This window comes from Psychrobacillus glaciei, from assembly GCF_008973485.1.
Lineage (GTDB): Bacteria > Bacillota > Bacilli > Bacillales_A > Planococcaceae > Psychrobacillus > Psychrobacillus glaciei.
Genome location: NZ_CP031223.1, coordinates 1088518 through 1109297, shown reverse-complemented (window position 1 = coordinate 1109297; position 20780 = coordinate 1088518). Strand labels below are relative to the sequence as shown.

Genomic DNA, 20780 nt, shown 5'->3' with positions numbered 1-20780 from the left:
TAATTGTTTGTACCCAATACTAATAATTTCATGCCAAGTTAAAGCTTTATTATAAGACAAACGTCTTTATTTATAAATTTTATTTGGCGTAAGATGACACCTATTAAGGTACACTATCAATATATTTTCCCATAATGGTAGCTATCTTGCGATTTAGGTATATGATCTTGCCATTAGCATACTTTACTTTGCGATTATCGGCTTCTATCTTGTAATTAGCGAAAAATAAGCATGCATCTTTTGAGCGACAGCGCCTATCCTGTGGTAACGAATCCTGAGTGCTCATAAATACACGTGACGGCACTCACTAAATAGCCGGCAACCCACGTTGATTGTAGCGTAAGGCGGCGACTCCAGCCGGAATAGCAAATATATTTTGCGACGAAAGCGAAGCGGCAGGAGCATGTGCTGAAGACCCTGGACTGAGCGTAAGCGAGGGAAGCGGCTGAAGCCATGCCGGCGGAAAGCGTCCGACTGAAGCGGAAATCAAAGCGAAAACCAACTAATGCGCACTTTATAAACTCTGCGTTCCTAAAGGCAATGCGACTAGAAGACGATTACCGGAAAAATGTAGAGCGATACCCTTGGTTAATCAACACTTGGGTACCTTTATATCTCTAAAAAAACTCCACTAATGTCACCTTTTTGTTCGACTTTCCCCGTGAATAGAGATAAAGTCTGCTTCTACTTTATTATTTATTCTTTTTTCCACACTCTTTCCTACAAACCAAAGAATAACGATAATTAGGGCTACTATTATCGTTCTGATCGGCTGGGTTACGAGCGCTTTTATGTCTGAGCCGATGAAACTTACAACTAAGATCATGATTAATTTACCTAATGTGACTGTCCATAAGTACGTTTTCTTTTTTATATTAGACAATCCAGCAACTATGTTAATAAGAGCGGATGGAGTAAAAGGAAAGCAAATGAGTAAAAATAATGGACCAAAACCATTTCTCTCTACCCATAATATTAACTTTTGAATTCTTTCATGCCTCGTAATAAAACCTAGAGCTCTTGCTCGTCCGTATTTACGAATTACTAAAAATACCATGTAAGCACCCGCTGCAGACCCTATCCAAGACAATAAAAATCCCAATAGAATTCCGTATGCATTGACATTCGCTATAATAAAAACGACTAATGGCAAAAAAGGTAAAAAAGCTTCTAAGAAAGGTAGAAGAAGGCCGATCAACGGTCCAAGTGCTCGGTAATCTTGTGTCAAATTAGTCAATGTTTCAAATGAAAACCAGCTAGGCATGATGACTCTCCTCTATGTTATAAATAATTAATCGTTCCTTAATATGTATATTTATATTATTCCCAATTTTCGCATGTATAAAACTTTAGATATATAGTATAATTTGTTCATTCGAATTTAAAAAGGGGTTTAAAGCTTATTATGAATAATAATTCATTTGTAAAAGGTTTACGTGCAGGGATTAGTATTGCAATAGGCTATTTCCCTGTTGCATTAACATTTGGTTTATTAGCTAAAACGACTGGGCTTTCCATTGTGGAAGCAACCGCAATGAGTATTTTTGTTTTTGCTGGCGCATCCCAATATATGTCGTTAACACTAATCGCAAATGGCGTGGATCCTATTTTAATCGTTTTAAATACTTTTGTCCTTAATATTCGTCACTTCTTAATGACGGCTGCGCTGAATGAAAAGATGCATAGCGAAAAAAGATGGGTTAAAGGGATTTATGCTTTTGGGATAACAGACGAATCTTTTTCCGTACTAGCAACGCAAAAAGAGGATAAAGTTCGCACTTCCTTTGCGTTTGGTGTTGCCTTAATTGGTTACAGTAGTTGGGTTTTATTCACTGCTATCGGACATATCATCGGTGCTAACCTACCCGCCTTTTTACAAGCTGCCATGTCGATTGCTTTATATGCGATGTTCGTTGGGTTACTAGTCCCTTCTATGCGCGGTAATCGAAAAGTAGTGCTACTGGCGCTATTTGCTGCCAGTATAAATGGATTTTTTTATTGGACAGGTTTATTATCAACAGGCTGGGCTATATTAGTCGCTACGCTTGCATCATCTATAGTTGTCGAAATTATTTATGCAAGAAGAAGCCTAGGCTTGCCGGAAGGAGCTTAAACGAATGGGTGCTTGGTATTGGTGGACGATATTTGGAATGGCGCTAGTTACATATATCCCTAGGGTTTTCCCACTCACTTTTTTGGAAGGTAAAAAATTACCCCCTGTTATTTCTGGTGTATTGAGTAATATTCCATTTGCAGTCCTAGGGGCGTTAATTTTCCCAGCTATTTTATATGTGCAACAAGGGAATTTATTATTTGGAGTTATTGGAGCAGTTGTCGCATTCACTCTAGCCATTATTTCTACAAATGTAATGGTCGTTGTGCTAGGAACAATTGGTGTTTTAGCAGTTTATAGTCTATTGTTTTAAGCGTTTCTGAGTATTGCAGATACATAGGTTCTAGCTGTAAAAAAATCCGCTCTCTTATTTTAAGAGGCGGACATTTTTTTCTTTTTCATATGGGTGACGTACGAAAACCCAATTGTTAAAGATGCGGCATCTATCATGTAGATCCACCATTTATGCGTGTAGCCAGCATAGACCGAGGTTGCGAATAGTGCAACAGTCAAGATTAATGCAACATAATGATTAAATGTAATTCGTGTAAATAATAGGACAAGGAGTGCTGGAGAAAAAATGGCTAATATTATTTGTGTAGATACCGATAATGATTCCATAATTCCTCCTACCTAACTAATAGTAAGCCTAGTCGATAATGGTCATGTTTGAATAATATATGTTGCCGCAAGCGTAGTTCTCCGCTTACATCAACTATTTCTAAGCGGCAGTGTGCTGCATTAATTTGAACGGCTTCATAAAGTTCGTTTTCGTTCGTCACTTTGTGCCCGTTTACTTTAACAATACATTCACCGATGAGAAGTCCCATTTTCTCTGCTGGTGAATCTTCTAAAACACCTGCAATCATCACACCTTTAGACTGCGCAGAAACAGCAAAAGTTCCGGTCGTTTCTTTTTTATAGGCAATATATGAAAGTAATAATCTAGCAATAACCCCGATGATTAAAGCAACCCCACTAATTAGCGGCATAATATACCCTACTGCCGCTATAACTAGGATTATTATCCCTAATTGCCAAACTTGTTTTCCATAGCGAGGGAAAAACTCCACTGCCAATGCTCTTCTGCTTTTTTGCTGGAATCCAATGACAAATGGAAACAAAATCAGTGAAAATGTTGATTCTCCCAATCTAAATTGCGGCCAATATGGGAGATAGGTAGAAATGACTTCTCCAGGTATAACTAGTAAAACAGGTAATAACCACAATCGTTTCGTTACATATTCAATTGCTTCGCTACCTCTTGCTGTTTTCACTAGTTTCGGAGAGGCATTTGCTGCTCCGTTCTTTTGTATAAGAATACCTTCCACAATTAATAACAAGCCAGCTAAAATTGCTATTGGAACAACTGCTTCTTGCATAATATTAAATCCAGTAAAATTCCATGAAGAAATATGAAAAGACCAATCGTACCTATTCATCACATACAATGTAATAGCTCCCAGTGCCATCGCATAAATGGCAGAACCAAGTTGGTACACAAATAGTAATATAAATAAAATCATCCACGCACTATAACTAAATAACCAAGAAGATGGAACGACAAGACCTATTGCTACACTAAGAACAGAAAGGATTATTGCCCAGACATACCCATCGAGTAAATGCTTGAACTCTGTCCAACCCCATAATATTCTAGTGCGGAAATGTTTTCTTTCTCTCTTCACACGAAAATAACCAATTAATATAGAGAAAAGAAGCGTAATATATACTGCAGGATGTAGAAAAAATACTCCTATTCCTTTAGCCAAATCTATCAAAATATCCTCCACTATACGCACCCCCCTCTCTTACAGACTATCCATTCTATTATTGTAACAAAAGGGAGGGACTTTGCGTATAGGATTTTAGAATAATCTTATTTTTTCAAGCCATGAATTAAATAACTTATTCCCATCTGTAATTGCTTATCGTTTTCTTTTCGATCTTTATAGTCACTTATCTTTTTAGAAAGTGATTGGAAGAATACATCATCTATTTCTTTATTAGATTCTAATTTACTTTCTTCACGGTATTTTTCTACTGCCTTCATCGTATCTTCATCAAAATAACCATCTCTTCGAACAATATTATATCCTAAAGCAGCTAGTATATTTTGAGCGTACTTTATTTCTTCTCCATAATCTCCCACTCTAAATTCTCCATGTGGATATTTAACATCCATCGTGTACAATTCATTTGGCTCTACTTTCAAGTCTGCTTGAATTCCTTTGTGATGAATCCATTCCTGCTTTGGTGTAAGCCATTTATGCGTGGAAATTTTTAGTTTCCCCCCATTTGAAAGAGGATGTGTTTCTTGTACAGTACCTTTACCATAGCTTGTTTCTCCAACGATCATCGCACGTTTATTATCTTTTAATGCTCCAGCTAAAACTTCACTAGCAGAAGCACTGTTCCCATTTTGCAATAATACGGCAGGAATTTTATTCAAATAAGGCTTTTCCTTACTTTCCGTGTTTAGCATCTCAAGCACCCCATTTGGATCTTGCATATAAGCAAACGTCTTCCCATTTTCAAGTAACGTACTAACAATGGTAGACACGCTAAACAAATAACCTCCTGGATTTCCTCTTACATCTATAAGAAGTCCATCTATTCCTCTATCCACTAATGCTTTTGTTTGTGTTTTCCATTCCTCACCAGTTTTTTCTCCAAATATCGAAATGGCAACAATTCCAATCGAATATCCATCCACTTCATATACTTCACTCGAAACTGAATGCATGGCAATCGTTTCCCGTTTCATATGTAATTCCACATGCCGTTCCTCACTTGAACGATAAACGGTCATTTTGAGACTCGTTCCTTTTTCTCCACTTAACATTTTTACCAGATCTGACAAAGTTTTACCGTTGAGTCTCTCGCCATTTACTCGAACAATTTCATCTTGTGGTTTCAAACCTGCTTTAGATGCAGGAGAATCTTTCAGTGGCGCAACTACGATAAATTTTCCATCTGAAATTGCTATTTCTGCTCCGATTCCAACACGTTCTTCAGCAAGAGATGCATCATGTGCGGTTGCTTCTTCTTCCGTTAAATACGTACTATGTGGATCTTCTAGAGCCTGTGCCATCCCACGAATTGCACCTTCTACGATTTGCTTATCATTTTTTGAAAATACCGCTTCTTGTTTAATCAATTGAAACGCCTCATCAATTACTTGATTATTACTAATAGCCTCATGTTGTTTCGTTGAAGATTTTCCCATCCAAAAATAAACTACGCCAAGCAAAATAATAAACAAAAAAACATATAAAAAAATCCGACTTTTGCGCAAGCTATACCTCCTACTTTTCCACTAATATATGTGAAAAGATTGGAGTTTAATACTCGCACAAAAATCGGCTATTCATCTAGACTTTTAACTAAATCTGTCAGCATTTGTTCATCCATCGGGCCAACTATTTTATTTTGTATCGTTCCATTTGCATCGATTATATATGTAGTGGGAATAGTAATCACTTGATAAGTTTTCCCTACTTTTCCTTCTTCATCGAAAAGAATAGGAAAACTTAATGCATAATCTTGTTGAAATGCTTTTACTTTATCTATCCCCGAATCCAAATTAATCGCTAAAATTTCTACATTTTCTTTCACTGCCATATCTTCGTAATAATTTTGCATAAAAGGCATTTCCTCTTTACAAGGAGGACACCAAGTTGCCCAAAAGTTTAAGACGATTTTTTTTCCTTTATAATCTGCTAAGGATACTTCTTTTCCTTCTAGCGTAGTAAGTTTAAAGTTTGGGGCACTATCTCCTTTGCCTAAGCCTTCATTTGCTGGATTTGTAGCTAAATCAGTTCCTAGTTGGTCATTGGATAATGCTTCTGTCTTATCGACATTATTTTTTACAAATGTAATGGTCATAATAGCAACTAAGCATGCAATGGCTACTAAACCGATTATTTTTTTCTTCACAGCTTTTCCCCCTCCAATTAGTTTGCAACCGCTAAAAGAGTTTAAGATTATTCCACCGCTCCTATTATATGCTTAACCCCAAGGAGAATACTAATATGTTGTTTTAACTTTATGAATCCCGAAAAATCATTTATTCAGCTGAATAAATGTGCTATCTTTTCTGAGAAGAGTTTTGTTCATGTAAATGAAGTACTGGTAAAGGGAAATAATGGTGAAGAGCGACCATTAGTAAAGTGATAGCAACCATTTCTCCACTGAGAGCAACTAGCCTCACTGTGAGAGCAACCAAATGTGAAACCAAAGCAACCATTTCTCTATATATAGAGAAGATGCAAAAAGATCCTGCAACTATATTAGCATTAGGCTATCCAATAATTAAATTTCAATTTATTTGAAAAAAGACTGTAGACAAACTCAACTTTTATCGAGTTTGACTACAGTCTGAAAAGGTATTAGCTGTTCTTTATAATGATATATATCTCAGAGGATTAACAGAGTTTTTCGCCATACCTTCCCATGTCCCGATATGAATTTCGAAATGTACATGAGGTCCGGTTGAGTTACCAGTTGTCCCAATTGCACCAATAATTTGCCCTTTCGAAACAACTTGTCCAACCGTTACCTTTATGCTACTTAAATGCGCATACAAAGAAGTATAAATTTGACCATCAATCGAGTGAGTTACCATAATTGCATTTCCATATGTGCTAAGCGGAGATGCATAGGAAACAACTCCATCGGCAGTAGAAACTACAGGAGTACCGATACTATTTGCAATATCAATACCATAATGAACTTTTTCTGAGCCATAGATCGGATGTATTCTTCCTCCATACCCAGAGGTTAGTCGACCACTTGCAGGTCTCGTCCATGAACCTGGAGAAACGTCTGGAACTGCTACGGAAGAACCACTTGCAGCTTGCTGGCGTTTTCTTTCTTCTTCTGCTTTACGTTTTTTTTCTTCGGCTGCTTTTCTAGCAACTTCTGCTATACGTTTTTGCTCCGCTACAATTTTATTTTGAACATCTTCACTTAATTCTAAAATATCATCGTATTCAGTTTCCAAGTCTTGCTTCTGAGTATGTAACTTGGCTTGTTCAACCTCTAATTGATCGATAAGGTTTCCTTTTGAATCTTTTTGCTTATCTAAAGAAGCTTTTAAGTTGCTTAATTTATTTTTTCTTTCTTCTTGTTCATTTAGCTTTTTCTCTAGGCTTACTTTTTGTTCTTCTAATTGTTTTTTATCATCTGCTTGTTCTTTTAGAATAGTTCGATCCGCTTCCATTAAAGTACTAACAGCTGAAAAACGGTCAATAAAATCGATGAAACTATTTGCTCCAAGTAATACATCTAAATAGCTTACTGATCCACCACTTACTTGAACTGCACGAATACGCTCTTTTAAAAGTTCATCACGTTCTTCAATTTTACGTTCCAATTCGGCAATTGACGCATGTAATTTTTCAATATCATTCGTTGTTAATTTGATTTCATTCAAAACGGTAGAGACTTTTTTCTCTGTCTCTATTATTTCAGTATCTAACGCTTTAATTTGTGCCATGATTTGGTCAATTTTCGACCCATTTTGATCTATTTTACTTTCTGTTTCTTTAATATTCGAGTGAATCGAATCTTTTTTTTGTTCTAATTGCTTCTTTTCATTTTTTAAATCATTTAAAGAATTAGCTAGTGCACTTGGTCCTGTGAATAAAAGTGCTCCAGATGTAGCTACGATTAATATACGTAGCTTCCATTTAGACTGTTTTCTCAAAACGTATTGCCCCTCTCATCTTCTTAAACTCGTAAAAATTTCCTAACTGACATGAAACTACCCCAAACTCCTATTAATACGCCCATTAATAATATCAAAGCATCTACTTGATAAATAAAAGGAGAATAATCGAGCAATTTGAATAGGTTTCCTTGCGCTAATTTTGGCTCTAACATCTTATAAATATTGTAGTAGAGTACGGAAACCAGTGTGATTGGAATAATAGCTCCTAGAATACCGAGCCACATTCCTTCTAAAATAAATGGAATTCGTATAAACCAGTTTGTTGCACCTACAAGTTTCATAATTTCAATATCTCTTCTTCTTGCCACGATAGTAATACGAATAGTATTAGAAATTAGAAACATTGCCGTGAACAATAAAGCTAATATTAATACTAACCCTACATTTCGACTTGTGTTCAAGATAGAAAACAGTCTTTCTATTTTTCCTTCACCGTATTTTACTTCGAAGGTGTTATCTAATCGGTCAATTTTTTTCGCAACCACTTCTGTTTCTTGGGGATTTTTAGCTTTTACAACAAACACATTATGTAAAGGGTTCTGTTGTTCAAATAAACGTAGGTCATCTCCAAAATCCAATATTAACTTTTTAAGTTCATCTTCTTTTGTCGAATATTTGACTTCTGCTACTCCAGTAGTGTGTGTTATTTCATCTTTTAATTTCGTAATGGAAGCTTCATCTGCTGTCAATTCGACAATGACTTTTATTTCGACGTCTTTTTCAAGATCGTCCGCAACTTTACTTAAATTCATCATAATCATGACGAATACACCTACAAGCAATAACGTGACCGTCACTGCACTTACCGAAGCAAAGGTCATCCATCCATTTCGACTAATACTCTTAAGACTATCCTTGAAGTGTCGCTGTGCTGTTCTAGCTTTCATAACCGTAATCTCCTCCGTATTCATCCCGAGTGATTAATCCACCCTCTACAGCGATAACACGGTGTCTTATTGTATTGACAATTTCCCTATTATGAGTTGCCATAATAATGGTAGTTCCTCGTGAATTAATTTCTTCGAAAATATTCATAATCTCCCATGAAGTATCAGGATCTAAATTTCCAGTTGGCTCATCTGCAATAACTAATTTTGGTGTATTTACAATAGATCGTGCAATAGACACTCTTTGCTGTTCTCCACCAGAAAGTTCGGTTGGAAACATTCTCGCTTTATGTTTGAGTCCAACAAGTTCAAGTACATCCATTACGCGTTTGCGAATTACCTTCGGAGTTTCTTCAATTACCTCCAACGCAAAGGCAATGTTCTCATACACATTCAAACGAGGAAGTAATTTAAAATCTTGAAAAACAACCCCAATTTGTCTTCTTAAATATGGAACCTTTGAAGGCTTCAAAGTTGCTAAATTAATTCCGTTAATAAAAATATCGCCTGAAGTTGGACGCTCTTCTCGATACATCATTTTAATGAATGTCGATTTTCCAGCACCACTCGGGCCAACTACATATACGAATTCACCTTGTTTAATTTCTACATCAATACCATTCGCAGCAACAATTCCATTCGGATATTTTTTGTAAACATTTACCATTTCTATCATTTTTATACCACCTATTTATTTCACTTGATAAAATTCGACATGCTTATTATAACATTAGAACGCTCTTCTTTTGTTACAATTACATTTCAATTGGTAGGTAATATGAGGTGACACACCCATCTTCTTTTGGTTAATCTTTAGGGAATAGGATAATTTGAGTACGTACAAATTCCCTATTTATCTTTAAATTCTACATATAACGTCTAATTCCCTTCCTAATTAACAAAAAAATCAGTTGCTACGAAAGAGCAACTGATTTTTTATTATAGTCGAAAATGGAACATGCGGATAAGGAAAACATGCGAGTGCATCCCATCAGTCTAAAAAGGTTATTTATTATTCGATAACCATGTAGCAACTGCTTCCGCTTCATCTCCGGTAACAAGTCCACCTGGCATTCCACCTCGACCATTTTTAAGTACATTCAAAATTTCATCTTTAGATAGTCTAGAACCTACAGTCATTAGATTTGGGGTGCCTCCTTGACCTTGTAAATTTCCTCCGTGACAAGTTGTACATTTTGCTTTTACAATTTTTTCAGGATCCACTGAGGCAGTTTCAGTTGGCGGTGTACCAGATGTCGTATTGGTTGCCGTTTTATCTGTTTTTGCTCCACCACATGCAGCTAACATTAATACTGTTCCAAAAATTACTGCTAATAGTTTCTTGTTCATGTTATATCCTCCTTCAACAATAATTTCCTTACCTTCTTATTGTACCAATATTAATACTTTTTAAAACCTTCGCCTAGAACTTCGTATGCATCTGATACGATGACAAATGCAGTAGGATCAAGCGTCTTGACTAATTGTTTCAACTTTGTGAATTCTGTTTGGTATGCAACCACCATTAATATCGGCCGCTCTTCATCGGTGTATCCACCAATTGCTGGAAGTTTCGTCACCCCTCTATCTATTTCTTTATATATAGCATTCCTTATTTCTTCTTGTTTATTCGTAATAATATAAATCATTTTTGATTGACTAAATCCAAGTTGGATAATATCAATTGTTTTTGTTGTGACAAATAACGCAATCAATGCATAAAGGGCTTTTTCAATGTCAAAAACGAAAGCAGCACTAAGTACAATTAATCCATCGATTAGTAATACACTCTTGCCTAATGAAAAACCTGTATACTTCGTAATAATTTGTGCTGCTAAGTCTGTACCACCCGTGGATGCACCGCCGCGGAAAACGATACCTAAACCGATACCAATCGTAATACCTCCAAACAAAGCACCCAATAGTGGATTCGTCGTCCACGGCTCCCAACTAGAAGTGAATAAAACAACGGCTGGTAGTGTAAGTGTGCCGACAAATGATTTAATCCCAAATTTTGCTCCTAAAAAAAACAAACCTGCAATAAATAAAGGGATATTAAAAGCATATTGGACAAGTCCTGGTTCCCACCCAAGAACTCCTTTTAATATCGTACTAATTCCACTTACACCACCTGAAGCAACTTGATTTGGCAATAAAAATACATTAAAACCAATCGCAATTATTGCAGCTCCGATAATGATATATAAATAGTCTCTTCCTTGCTCCAGTAATGGAGGAAGTTCTTTGTGTAGTCTTTGATTTGTACTCATATTTTATCCTCTTTCTAATAAATTTTCTGATTGATGCCCGAACTAGTATAACAACAGGAGGGAAGTTTGTGAACTTCAGTAAAGCGGCGTATTAAAAGGATAAAGAACATTAGATTCGTATTTTTTGACCGATGGTTGGATGTATTCGACCGATTATCGAACATATTCGACCGATTGTTAGCTATATTCGACCGATTATCGGACGTATTCGACCGATTGTTGGCTTTATCCGACCGATTCCTCCATTTTAATAAAACGAGATGCCCTGTCTTTCTGGGCATCTCGTTTATAGTTCGGTCTATTAATTTATTCTTGAACGTAAATATGCGTGGATAAATTGGTCCAACTCACCGTCAACTACAGCGTGCACATTACCGCTTTCTTCACTTGTACGATGATCTTTTACCATCGAGTATGGGTGGAATACGTAAGATCGAATTTGACTTCCCCATCCGATTTCTTTTTGTTCACCACGAATTTCAGCAAGTTGTGCTTCTTGCTCTTCAATTTTTAATTGATACAATTTCGATTTTAATAGTTTCATTGCGTGTTCACGGTTTTTAATCTGTGAACGTTCAGATTGACAAGTAACAACCGAGTTCGTTGGTAAATGCGTAATACGCACCGCAGAATCGGTTGTATTAATATGCTGACCACCAGCACCTGTTGCGCGGTAAGTGTCGATTTTTAAATCTTCCGTACGAATTTCAATTTCGATTTCGTCGGTGAATTCTGGCATTACTTCACAAGAGACGAAAGACGTATGGCGACGGCCAGAAGAGTCAAATGGTGAAATACGGACTAGACGATGAACACCCTTCTCCGCTTTTAGATAGCCATAAGCATTATGTCCTTTTATAAGTAGCGTGACTGATTTAATACCAGCCTCATCACCTGGTAAATAATCGATTGTCTCCACTTTAAATCCACGTTTGTCTGCCCAACGTTGATACATACGAAGTAATATGGAACCCCAGTCTTGTGATTCTGTACCACCAGCTCCTGGATGCAATTCTAAAATCGCATTATGCTTATCATATTCTTCACTTAAAAGTAATTGCAATTCGAAGTTAGCGAGTTTGCTACTGAATTCTTTTAATTCGTTGCCAAGCTCTTCTTGCAATTCTTCGTCTGGTTCTTCTTTGATTAACTCGAGTGTCATTTCTAAGTTTTCCTGAGTGGAAACAAGGTCATTGTATTGTTCGACAATGGTCTTTAATCCATTTAACTCATTAATTACTTTTTGAGCACCTTGAGAATCATCCCAAAAGTCTGGAAATGTCATTAATTCTTCTAATTCTTGGATGCGAATTTCTTTGTTTTCTAAGTCAAAGAGACCCCCTGAAGTCTTCCAATTTCCCTGCTGTTCGATCTAATTCATTTCGTACTACTGCTATTTCAACCATATTATTTGTTCCTCCGACTTTCTCGATTACTGCACGGCACCGTGACAGTTTTTATACTTTTTGCCACTACCACAAGGACATAAGACATTTCGACCAACTGCAGCTTCATTGCGAGCTGGCTTTTTCTTAATCGTTTCACCATCTTCTTTTGGATTCACTGCTTGCCCTTTAGCAACTTCTTCACGTTCTAAATTATTGCGTATTTCTGCCTTCATTGCGTATTTTGATACGTCTTCTTGGATGGATTCGACCATCGCTTCAAACATAACAAAACCTTCACTTTGATACTCACGAAGAGGGTCATTTTGTCCATATGCACGCAAATGAATCCCTTGACGAAGCTGATCCATCGCATCAATATGATCAATCCATTTAGAGTCTATTGAACGAAGTAATACGACCTTTTCGAATTCACGCATACGCTCGCTCGTTAAGTCTTCTTCTTTCGCATCGTAAAAACGGATTACTTCCTCTTTAATGTTTGCTTCTATCTCTTCTGAAGTTAAGCCTTCTAGATTTTGCTGCGTAATGATTCCTTCTGGCAATAAATTTGCATGCATATAATCTTCAATCCCTTTTAAGCTCCACTCCGCCTTATTGTCGGAGCCTGTATGAGATACTACTAAACGATCAATTGCACCAAATATCATTGATTCCACTAGAGAACGCATATTTTCTGTTTCTAGTACTTCATTACGTTCTTTATAAATAATTTCGCGCTGTTGACGTAACACATCGTCATATTGCAATAGACGCTTACGTGAATCAAAGTTATTTCCTTCGACTCGTTTTTGCGCGGATTCTACTGCACGAGAAACCATTTTAGATTGAATTGGTTGAGAATCATCCATTCCAAGTTTTGACATCATATTGCGCATATTGTCCGAACCAAAACGACGCATTAGTTCATCTTCCATAGAAAGATAGAACTGTGTGATCCCAGGATCTCCTTGACGACCTGAACGTCCACGTAACTGATTATCAATACGTCTAGATTCATGACGTTCCGTACCGATTACTGCAAGACCACCAACTTCAATTACACCTTCACCAAGCTTAATATCCGTACCACGACCAGCCATATTGGTTGCAATCGTAACGGAACCCTTATGCCCAGCAGTAGCAATAATTTCCGCTTCATGCTCATGGTTCTTCGCATTTAATACATTATGCTTAATACCGTGTTTAGTTAACAAACTAGATATAATTTCAGAAGTTTCAATGGCAACTGTACCAATCAAAACAGGTTGCCCTATTTTATTTCTTTCAGCAATATCTGCAGCAACCGCTTCAAACTTCCCATTCATAGATGCATAAATTAAATCTGCACGGTCATCCCTTGTAATCGGACGGTTCGTTGGAATTGCAATAACATTCATATTATAAATATTACGGAATTCCTCTTCTTCTGTTTTAGCTGTACCAGTCATTCCTGACAACTTATCGTACATACGGAAAAAGTTTTGGAACGTAATCGTCGCCATTGTCATCGATTCATTTTGAATTTCTAATCCTTCTTTTGCCTCAATCGCTTGATGCAGTCCATCACTATAGCGACGACCTTTCATTAGACGTCCTGTAAATGAATCTACAATGACAACCTCTTCGTCTTGCACAACATAATCCACATCTAAATGCATGGATACATGTGCTTTTAAGGATTGATTGACTGCATGGTTAAGACGAACATGTGTTAAATCAAATAAGTTTTCAATTCCAAATGCATTCTCCACTTTTTCAACACCAGCGTCGGTTAGTGTTACACCTTTAGTTGACTCTTCATACGAATAATCAACTTCTTTTGTCAGTGTACGCACGAATGCATTTGCTTGTTTATAAAGAAGTGCTGCGTTATTCGCTTGTCCTGAAATAATTAAAGGCGTTCTCGCTTCATCGATTAAAATCGAGTCAACTTCATCAATAACGGCATAGTAAAGTGGACGTTGTACTTTATCTTCTTTGTACAACACCATATTATCGCGAAGGTAATCAAATCCTAATTCATTATTAGTAGAATACGTAATATCCGCCGCATAAGCATCCCGTTTTTCCTCTTTCGTTAATGAATTCAAGTTTAAGCCAACGGACATCCCTAAAAATTCATATAGTTGTCCCATTTCCGTCGCATCACGACTGGATAAATATTCGTTCACGGTTACCACATGTGACCCAAGCCCTGGAATTGCATTCAAATAAACGGACATAGTAGAAGTAAGTGTTTTACCTTCCCCTGTCTTCATCTCCGCGATATTTCCTTCATGAAGTGCAGCAGATCCCATAACTTGTACATGGAATGGATACATACCAAGTACACGTTTGGCACCTTCACGAACAACCGCAAATGCTTCTGGCAATAATTGATCTAATGTCTCTCCATTTGCGTAACGAGTACGAAATTCATCTGTTTTGGCACGTAGTTCTTCATCTGACTTGGCATTCATTTCACTCGCAAATGATTCTACTTTATCAGCAACTTTTTCTAGTCGTTTTAAGTCACGTTTATTTAAATCGAATACTTTATTTAATACTCCAAGCATCTATTTTTCACTTCCCATTTAGTCTTACTCTACATTTTACCATTGGATACAAAGCGGTGCAAACAACATGTTAGATGTACCTCCTGTTGTTAGCACGTTAATAACGGAAAACAGCCAATTAGCAACGACCACTTTCATTTGATATGAAACATATTCAACCTTTTTTAGATATTTTTTTACTTTGAAGAAATGCGCAAGCGTCCTTTAAGTGCACCTTGTCTTCTCTATTTCTAGAGTGCTTTGGACGAAACATTTGCTCCTGCGGTTACTCGTTGGAAAAAGAATTTTGGCTACACTATTACCGCGGGAACTTTTGTGGATTGAGAATCTTGTGGCGGCTGTTTGTCCGTCGCCTTCTTGAATTATGTAAAGACATAATGCATTTGTTTTGGTTAATGAGAGAATAAATCCTTTCTTATTCTTTTAAAAGCGGACGAAGATGCAATTTCGTCCGCTCAGCACTTCTTTATCAATAAATACTACCTATTTTTTCAGTCACCATCAATTCCAATCATTTGTTTGCTGATTAATGTATACTGTGTACGATAAAAGTAAAACTTATAGGAAATTCTGCTTAGGTAAAACACCATTAAAATCACTTCAAGTCTTTGTGAATACTGGATTTCTAGTATATCAATTTCAAATACTTTCTTATTCGGAACTACTCACTAAGTGGATTGTAGTGAAAGGTGGCGACTCCAGACGGAGGCCAACAGAATGTTAGTCACGAAGGCGTGGCTACACGATGTGGCGCTCTTAGCCTTCGTTCCTCTTCGCTCACCCCGCGGAACGCGTCCACCTGAAACGGAAATCCGCTGTATTATTTAATTCTTTAAAATACTATGAACACCGCTTTCGCACGACGATACTCCATATACTTTATCTTGTGAAAAAATCCTAATCCATTCCCTTCCTATATATGCAATGTTCTTCTCGAATAAGTAAGCGCAAGAGAAACAGGTACTGGAGTCTTTATTGGCAATACTTGTAGAAGATTGAGACGATAGATAAACGCTTTAATTGCCTAAATACAAAAACACTCCCCTCTTGCATGGAGGAGAGCGTTGTTTCTTGATATATTGGTTAACTAAAAACGTTAGTCTACAGTCAAATTAGTTTGTTTCGATTAATCCGTATTTACCATCTTTTCGTTTGTAAACGATATGTGTGCCGTTCGAATCTGCATCTGTATAGATGTAGAAGTTATGTCCCAGCATATTCATTTGTAAAACCGCTTCTTCCTGATCCATTGGTTTTAAATCAAATTGCTTTGTACGAACAATACTGTACTCGTCTTCATCCGAATGACCAACCGATGCATCCGAAGTGTCAGCTGTTGCAAAAAATGCTGCTACACCTTCACGTTCACGGAATTTACGATTTACTTTTGTTTTATACTTGCGTATTTGACGTTCTAGCTTGTCAACGATTAAATCGACCGCTGCATACATATCCGCATTTCGTTCTTCTGCACGTAAAGTTAAATTTTTCATAGGAATTGTAACTTCCACTTTTGTCTGTCTGTCATTATATACTTTAAGGTTTACATTGGCTGTAGCTTGGATTTCTTCGTTGAAATAACGGGATACCTTCTCAATTTTCCCCTCAACGTGATCTCTAATTGCAGGAGTCACCTCAATATTTTCTCCACGAATGTTAAAGTTTAACATGAAAACTCCTCCTTTAATATAACTCTATAGTATATTTCTACATCCCCATTAAAATATCCTTCTTTATTAAAAGAATTTTTTATTTTTTGTCGAATTTTGTAGTATAAATCACTTCTTTCTTTCGATTTCTTTTTTTCTTCTATTTTTAAGTTCGTTGATAATTAAGCTTTCCCTTTTCTCATCGTCCATAAACCTTATACCATATTCATAACCTGAAATTTTACGGTGTGACCATACAAATTCACCGATTAATGAGATAGGTGTTTCGTCTAATGTAACTTGTAGTTCGACATGATTTAATTTTTCAATTGAAATAAAAAGCTCTGAATACATTTTTATCCCATGAGGACTTATATCAATTATTGTACACTTTCCTTTTTTTGAGATTTCTTCCGGTGAGGACTCACTCGCATCTTTTATTAATCGAAAAGTTGCTTCACACGGCTCGTCGAAAGTATACCTGAAATATTCGTTTCGTTTATAGAGCATTTCTATTCCTCCCTTCCCTAAAAACAGTTTTGCTAGTAAAACTTTCCTCCATTATGACGAAGGTTACTTAAACTTTCAATATATTTGTACGATTATATTGAATAAAGCAATAAAAAAAGCTCCATCGTTATTTATACGATAGAGCTTTCACCTATATGTTTTATTTATTGGACGCTACAGAAATGTTTGTTACTCTTTTTGCTCCAACATAGTGCTTTGCCCAATAATATGGATCACTTAATTTATCGATTTTTACACCTTGTGAAGAAGAAGAATGAATAAACTTTCCGTCTCCTATGTATATACCAACATGTGAAACGCCACTTCCAGCTGTATTAAAGAAAACCAAATCTCCTGTTGATAAGTCATCTCTATCTACTTTAGAGCCTGTACTATGCAAACCAGCAGAAGTTCTCGGAAGATCAATACCTAAATCATCGAACACATAATTTACAAACCCAGAACAATCAAAGCCAGCTGGAGTTGTTCCACCACTACGATATTTTGTACCTATTAAATTTTTAGCAGTTGCTACTAATTCATTTGAATTTACTGTACTCGCTGCTTCAGTATATCCAGCAAATGGTGCTGTGACTAAAAAAATTGTAAATAATAATATAGTAATGGATTTTTGTGTCGTAAGTTTTAAACTCATAGTGTTCCTCCAAAGGACTACAGTTTTCTGAAATATTCGTTAAAAACATCTTACCACGTAATATTCCTTTTTAATTTTACAGTTGTGTAACAATTGTGTTACAAAATCCATTTCTATTAAATAGATTATATCTATATAAATATGCTTTAACCCCATATGAAACAAGGCTTTTGAAATAAAATAAGCCCCTAGAAGTCAAACAACTGACTTTTGGGGCCTTTGTTACATAATAAAACGAGATGTCGAAGCCTCCAAAATGGTGGCTTGCTCGCTTACATCATTTACAAGAAGTGACAGAGACTCAATCGTTTGAACACTTAACAATAGCAACTTCACGGTTTCTTCCATATGAACAGTATTTTCTTCAATAGATTCTGTCAACGCGAAAATAAGCTTTTCGGATGTAATTTTTTCTTGTTCAATTGAAACAATAGAATCCGCAATATGTTCATTTTGACTTTTAGATTCACGGATATATGTTATGATATCATCCATTTTGTCATGTAATACTTGAAATGTAGTTGCATTATTTTTCGATGTAGCTAATCCTTCCGCAAACACTTTTTCCATTTCATTTCCTTGTAATGTAATCGAATTAGAAACTTCATGAATCGTCTTAGCAGTAGTAGATACTTCATCTGCAAGCCTTTTCACCTCTTCTGCAACAACAGCAAACCCATTCCCATGAACTCCTGAACGTGCTGCTTCAATGCCAGCATTTAATGCAAGTAGATTTGTTTGTTTGGAAATGGCTTGCACAATGGTAGTCATTCGATCAATTTCTTCTGTTCGCTTTTGTAATAATAGTCGTTCTTTATCAGCCTCTTTAAATAATATCCGTAATCTCTTCGTTTCGATTTCGGCCGTCTTCATTGCCTTAGCACTGTCATCTGCTATTTGCACAGCAATAGTTGCGTGATTATTTATTTGTACCGCTTTTTCCGTAACTTCTTGAAAAGTACGTGAAAAATCCTCTAGGAATGCCCTAATTTTAATAGATGCTTCTTTTTGCTCTATCATATTATGACTTGTTTCATTGATCGCAACTTGAACAGAACTTGTGCTTACGACTGTTTCTTGAGAATAATCCTTTAAATTACCACTATCCTTATTCAACTTTTCCGCCGTTTGTTTAATTGTATATACCATACTAGTTAAATTCATTTGCATATCATTCATTGCATTAGAAACTTCTCCAATTTCATCTTCTGTAGAAATAGAAAGAGGTTTGATCAGTAAATTTCCTGTCGCAATTTCTTTCGCAGACGATGCGACTGCTCCTAGTTGATTTTTTATTTGTCTATTCGTTAGGAACAATAAAGCAAGTGACAATAAAGCAGCGATGAAGAAAGACGCAATCACTACTACAATTGTATTTTGCTGACTTTTACTCATTTTTTCTAATATTAACTCTCGAGTGCTCGTTTCTTGCTGCCTTGCCTCATCGAGTATCTGTGTTAGTTGAATTTGCTTTTTATTAATTGCTTGTAATTGTCTTCGCTTTGATACATTTTCTTTCATTGCTACAGATTCTTTTAAATTTTTTTCGAATGTCGTATACATTCCATTTAACGATTGGTTGAAAGTTTCCCAATCCAAATAATCAATTCTTTCACGAGAAGTCTCTACTAACTCCTTAAGATTCGATTTTCTAGTTTCATAATCTTTTTCAAATTCTGTTAATGGGTCCCCAGCATATTGGGAAATAGCAATATACAAACTTGCTACTTCTGCTCTCATAATATCTACTCTTTCGACATTGCGAGAAGAAATCTCTAATTTGTCCGATAGTTTTTGATTGTAGATAACCTGAATAATTAACAGCATTGTCATAATCCCAAACAAGATAAAAGAACTAAAAATAGCAATTGAATACTTCTTTCGTAGTGGAATACCAGACCATTTTTTCATAGATATTAAGACCTCCCAAGTGGAAATATAGCATGTTTTTTCTTATAAAAGTGCATATTTCCGTAGTCTTAACATTTACTTTACAAAATCTTAATAAAGACAAATCTGAAAATTCAATGTAGGATAAAACTAATACATAACGAGAGGAAGATCGACAATGAATTTAGGACTTACCAACAAACGAGTCATCGTTCTGGCATCTAGCAAAGGACTAGGAAAAGCAACCGCTTTGCAATTTGCAAAAGAAGGCGCAAAAATACTCATTTCAAGTCGAAACGTGGAAGAATTGAAAAAAGCTGCTGAGGAAATAAAGTCAGTGAGTAACAATCATGAAGTCTATTTCGAAGTTTGTGACGTGACAAAGGAAGACGACATTAACCGATTATTTCAGACAGCAAACGCAAAACTTGGCGGCGTGGACATTCTAGTAAATAATGCTGGCGGCCCTACTCCTGGAGGCTTTGCACAGGTAACGGATGAAGATTGGAATGCGGCATTCGAAAAAAATCTACTAAGCTATATTCGCACAATCCGCTTAGCTCTCCCATACATGAAAGAACAAAACTTCGGCCGAATTGTCAATATCTCCTCCTCTTCTACAAAAGAAGTATTGGACGGTCTAATTTTGTCGAACACCTTCCGTTTAGGGATGGTCGGACTTTCGAAAAGTATCTCTCGCGAATATGCAGGCAACAATATACTAATCAACACAGTCGGACCAGGTCGAATTCAGACGGATCGTGTCACGGAGCTTGACCAAATGTCCGCTGAAATGAAAAACATGTCACTTGATGAGATTAGAGAGGGATTTAAGCAAATAATACCAGCCGGCAGATACGGCGAACCCGAAGAATTCGCAAATATTATTGTATTTTTGTGTTCCGAAGCAAATACATATATGACTGGACAAAACATAGTCGTAGATGGCGGCATGCTGAAGGCACTATAAGAGGGAGAAGATCTGAAACTTTATGTTTCAGTTTTTTTTGAGGTTGGTTGCTCTTGAATGAGGAATGGTTGCTTTCGTATGGGGGTTGATTGCTCTCGTCTGGGAAATGATTGCCCTTAACCGTTATTTGGATTTACTTAATAAAAAAAAGCGACTTTG

19 protein-coding genes are annotated in these 20780 nt (G+C 36.4%); 3 read left to right on the top strand and 16 right to left on the bottom strand.

The window, feature by feature from the left end; translation table 11 throughout:
* Positions 1 to 637: 637 nt before the first annotated feature.
* Entirely contained in the window at positions 638 to 1264 is a 627-nt protein-coding gene (locus PB01_RS04945; protein ID WP_151699166.1) for a TVP38/TMEM64 family protein, read from the bottom strand.
* 141 nt (positions 1265 to 1405) lie between these two features.
* On the opposite strand from PB01_RS04945, the gene PB01_RS04940 reads away from it, so the two are divergent.
* Complete coding sequence (locus tag PB01_RS04940) at positions 1406 to 2113, top strand: AzlC family ABC transporter permease (protein WP_151699165.1); 708 nt, start codon at positions 1406 to 1408, stop codon at positions 2111 to 2113.
* 4 nt (positions 2114 to 2117) lie between these two features.
* A complete protein-coding gene (locus tag PB01_RS04935) occupies positions 2118 to 2426 on the top strand; it encodes an AzlD domain-containing protein (RefSeq protein ID WP_151699164.1) in 309 nt (102 codons plus the stop codon).
* A gap of 59 nt (positions 2427 to 2485) precedes the next feature.
* Here PB01_RS04935 and PB01_RS04930 read toward each other — a convergent pair whose 3' ends face one another.
* The 15 genes from PB01_RS04930 to PB01_RS04860 all read right to left on the bottom strand — a co-directional run bounded on the left by PB01_RS04930 (position 2486) and on the right by PB01_RS04860 (position 19672).
* Positions 2486 to 2734, bottom strand: a complete 249-nt coding sequence (locus tag PB01_RS04930) for a CsbA family protein (protein ID WP_151699163.1) — start codon at positions 2732 to 2734, stop codon at positions 2486 to 2488.
* An 8-nt stretch (positions 2735 to 2742) separates the two neighbouring features.
* Positions 2743 to 3906 carry a PDZ domain-containing protein gene (locus PB01_RS04925; RefSeq protein ID WP_225986173.1) on the bottom strand — a complete coding sequence of 388 codons (1164 nt, stop codon included), beginning with the start codon at positions 3904 to 3906 and terminating at the stop codon, positions 2743 to 2745.
* A gap of 86 nt (positions 3907 to 3992) precedes the next feature.
* Positions 3993 to 5411 carry a S41 family peptidase gene (locus PB01_RS04920; protein WP_151699162.1) on the bottom strand — a complete coding sequence of 473 codons (1419 nt, stop codon included), beginning with the start codon at positions 5409 to 5411 and terminating at the stop codon, positions 3993 to 3995.
* Between the two features lie 68 nt (positions 5412 to 5479).
* Entirely contained in the window at positions 5480 to 6052 is a 573-nt protein-coding gene (locus PB01_RS04915) for a peroxiredoxin family protein (protein WP_225986172.1), read from the bottom strand.
* Between the two features lie 463 nt (positions 6053 to 6515).
* Positions 6516 to 7823, bottom strand: coding sequence for a murein hydrolase activator EnvC family protein (locus PB01_RS04910; protein WP_151699161.1), 1308 nt, complete (start codon positions 7821 to 7823; stop codon positions 6516 to 6518).
* 23 nt (positions 7824 to 7846) lie between these two features.
* Positions 7847 to 8734: a permease-like cell division protein FtsX gene (ftsX, locus tag PB01_RS04905; RefSeq protein ID WP_151699160.1), complete on the bottom strand. Its 888-nt coding sequence runs from the start codon at positions 8732 to 8734 to the stop codon at positions 7847 to 7849.
* Positions 8724 to 9410 carry a cell division ATP-binding protein FtsE gene (gene ftsE / locus PB01_RS04900; protein ID WP_151699159.1) on the bottom strand — a complete coding sequence of 229 codons (687 nt, stop codon included), beginning with the start codon at positions 9408 to 9410 and terminating at the stop codon, positions 8724 to 8726. The genes ftsX and ftsE overlap by 11 nt, the downstream gene beginning before the upstream one ends.
* 329 nt (positions 9411 to 9739) lie before the next feature.
* Positions 9740 to 10084 carry a cytochrome c551 gene (gene cccB / locus PB01_RS04895; RefSeq protein ID WP_151699158.1) on the bottom strand — a complete coding sequence of 115 codons (345 nt, stop codon included), beginning with the start codon at positions 10082 to 10084 and terminating at the stop codon, positions 9740 to 9742.
* A gap of 50 nt (positions 10085 to 10134) precedes the next feature.
* A complete protein-coding gene (locus PB01_RS04890) occupies positions 10135 to 11004 on the bottom strand; it encodes a YitT family protein (protein WP_151699157.1) in 870 nt (289 codons plus the stop codon).
* A 301-nt stretch (positions 11005 to 11305) separates the two neighbouring features.
* Positions 11306 to 12410 (bottom strand): peptide chain release factor 2 gene (gene prfB / locus PB01_RS04885; RefSeq protein ID WP_151699156.1). Its coding sequence is split into 2 segments (ribosomal slippage): positions 11306 to 12334 and positions 12336 to 12410, totalling 1104 coding nucleotides; the frame shifts between segments, so codons are not numbered across the junction.
* A 26-nt stretch (positions 12411 to 12436) separates the two neighbouring features.
* Positions 12437 to 14947: a preprotein translocase subunit SecA gene (gene secA, locus PB01_RS04880; protein WP_151699155.1), complete on the bottom strand. Its 2511-nt coding sequence runs from the start codon at positions 14945 to 14947 to the stop codon at positions 12437 to 12439.
* A 1112-nt stretch (positions 14948 to 16059) separates the two neighbouring features.
* Positions 16060 to 16617 (bottom strand): ribosome hibernation-promoting factor, HPF/YfiA family, encoded by a 558-nt coding sequence (gene hpf / locus PB01_RS04875; RefSeq protein WP_151699154.1) that lies wholly within the window; start codon positions 16615 to 16617, stop codon positions 16060 to 16062.
* Between the two features lie 108 nt (positions 16618 to 16725).
* The gene (locus tag PB01_RS04870; protein ID WP_151699153.1) at positions 16726 to 17106 is read right to left on the bottom strand and encodes a PilZ domain-containing protein; all 381 of its coding nucleotides are present in this window, start codon (positions 17104 to 17106) and stop codon (positions 16726 to 16728) included.
* 160 nt (positions 17107 to 17266) lie between these two features.
* Positions 17267 to 17761 (bottom strand): C40 family peptidase, encoded by a 495-nt coding sequence (locus PB01_RS04865; RefSeq protein WP_151699152.1) that lies wholly within the window; start codon positions 17759 to 17761, stop codon positions 17267 to 17269.
* Positions 17762 to 17983: 222 nt separating this feature from the next.
* Entirely contained in the window at positions 17984 to 19672 is a 1689-nt protein-coding gene (locus PB01_RS04860; RefSeq protein ID WP_151699151.1) for a methyl-accepting chemotaxis protein, read from the bottom strand.
* 157 nt (positions 19673 to 19829) lie between these two features.
* On the opposite strand from PB01_RS04860, the gene PB01_RS04855 reads away from it, so the two are divergent.
* Positions 19830 to 20621, top strand: a complete 792-nt coding sequence (locus PB01_RS04855; protein WP_151699150.1) for an SDR family oxidoreductase — start codon at positions 19830 to 19832, stop codon at positions 20619 to 20621.
* Positions 20622 to 20780 lie beyond the last annotated feature (159 nt).

Excerpts from the sequence above, each read along its gene's own strand:
- PB01_RS04945 (WP_151699166.1), bottom strand. The coding sequence starts at position 1,264 with ATGCCTAGCTGGTTTTCATTTGAAACATTGACTAATTTGACACAAGAT.
- PB01_RS04940 (WP_151699165.1), top strand. The coding sequence starts at position 1,406 with ATGAATAATAATTCATTTGTAAAAGGTTTACGTGCAGGGATTAGTATT.
- PB01_RS04935 (WP_151699164.1), top strand. The coding sequence starts at position 2,118 with ATGGGTGCTTGGTATTGGTGGACGATATTTGGAATGGCGCTAGTTACA.
- PB01_RS04930 (WP_151699163.1), bottom strand. The coding sequence starts at position 2,734 with ATGGAATCATTATCGGTATCTACACAAATAATATTAGCCATTTTTTCT.
- ftsX (WP_151699160.1), bottom strand. The coding sequence starts at position 8,734 with ATGAAAGCTAGAACAGCACAGCGACACTTCAAGGATAGTCTTAAGAGT.
- ftsE (WP_151699159.1), bottom strand. The coding sequence starts at position 9,410 with ATGATAGAAATGGTAAATGTTTACAAAAAATATCCGAATGGAATTGTT.
- cccB (WP_151699158.1), bottom strand. The coding sequence starts at position 10,084 with ATGAACAAGAAACTATTAGCAGTAATTTTTGGAACAGTATTAATGTTA.
- PB01_RS04890 (WP_151699157.1), bottom strand. The coding sequence starts at position 11,004 with ATGAGTACAAATCAAAGACTACACAAAGAACTTCCTCCATTACTGGAG.
- secA (WP_151699155.1), bottom strand. The coding sequence starts at position 14,947 with ATGCTTGGAGTATTAAATAAAGTATTCGATTTAAATAAACGTGACTTA.
- hpf (WP_151699154.1), bottom strand. The coding sequence starts at position 16,617 with ATGTTAAACTTTAACATTCGTGGAGAAAATATTGAGGTGACTCCTGCA.
- PB01_RS04870 (WP_151699153.1), bottom strand. The coding sequence starts at position 17,106 with ATGCTCTATAAACGAAACGAATATTTCAGGTATACTTTCGACGAGCCG.
- PB01_RS04865 (WP_151699152.1), bottom strand. The coding sequence starts at position 17,761 with ATGAGTTTAAAACTTACGACACAAAAATCCATTACTATATTATTATTT.
- PB01_RS04860 (WP_151699151.1), bottom strand. The coding sequence starts at position 19,672 with ATGAAAAAATGGTCTGGTATTCCACTACGAAAGAAGTATTCAATTGCT.
- PB01_RS04855 (WP_151699150.1), top strand. The coding sequence starts at position 19,830 with ATGAATTTAGGACTTACCAACAAACGAGTCATCGTTCTGGCATCTAGC.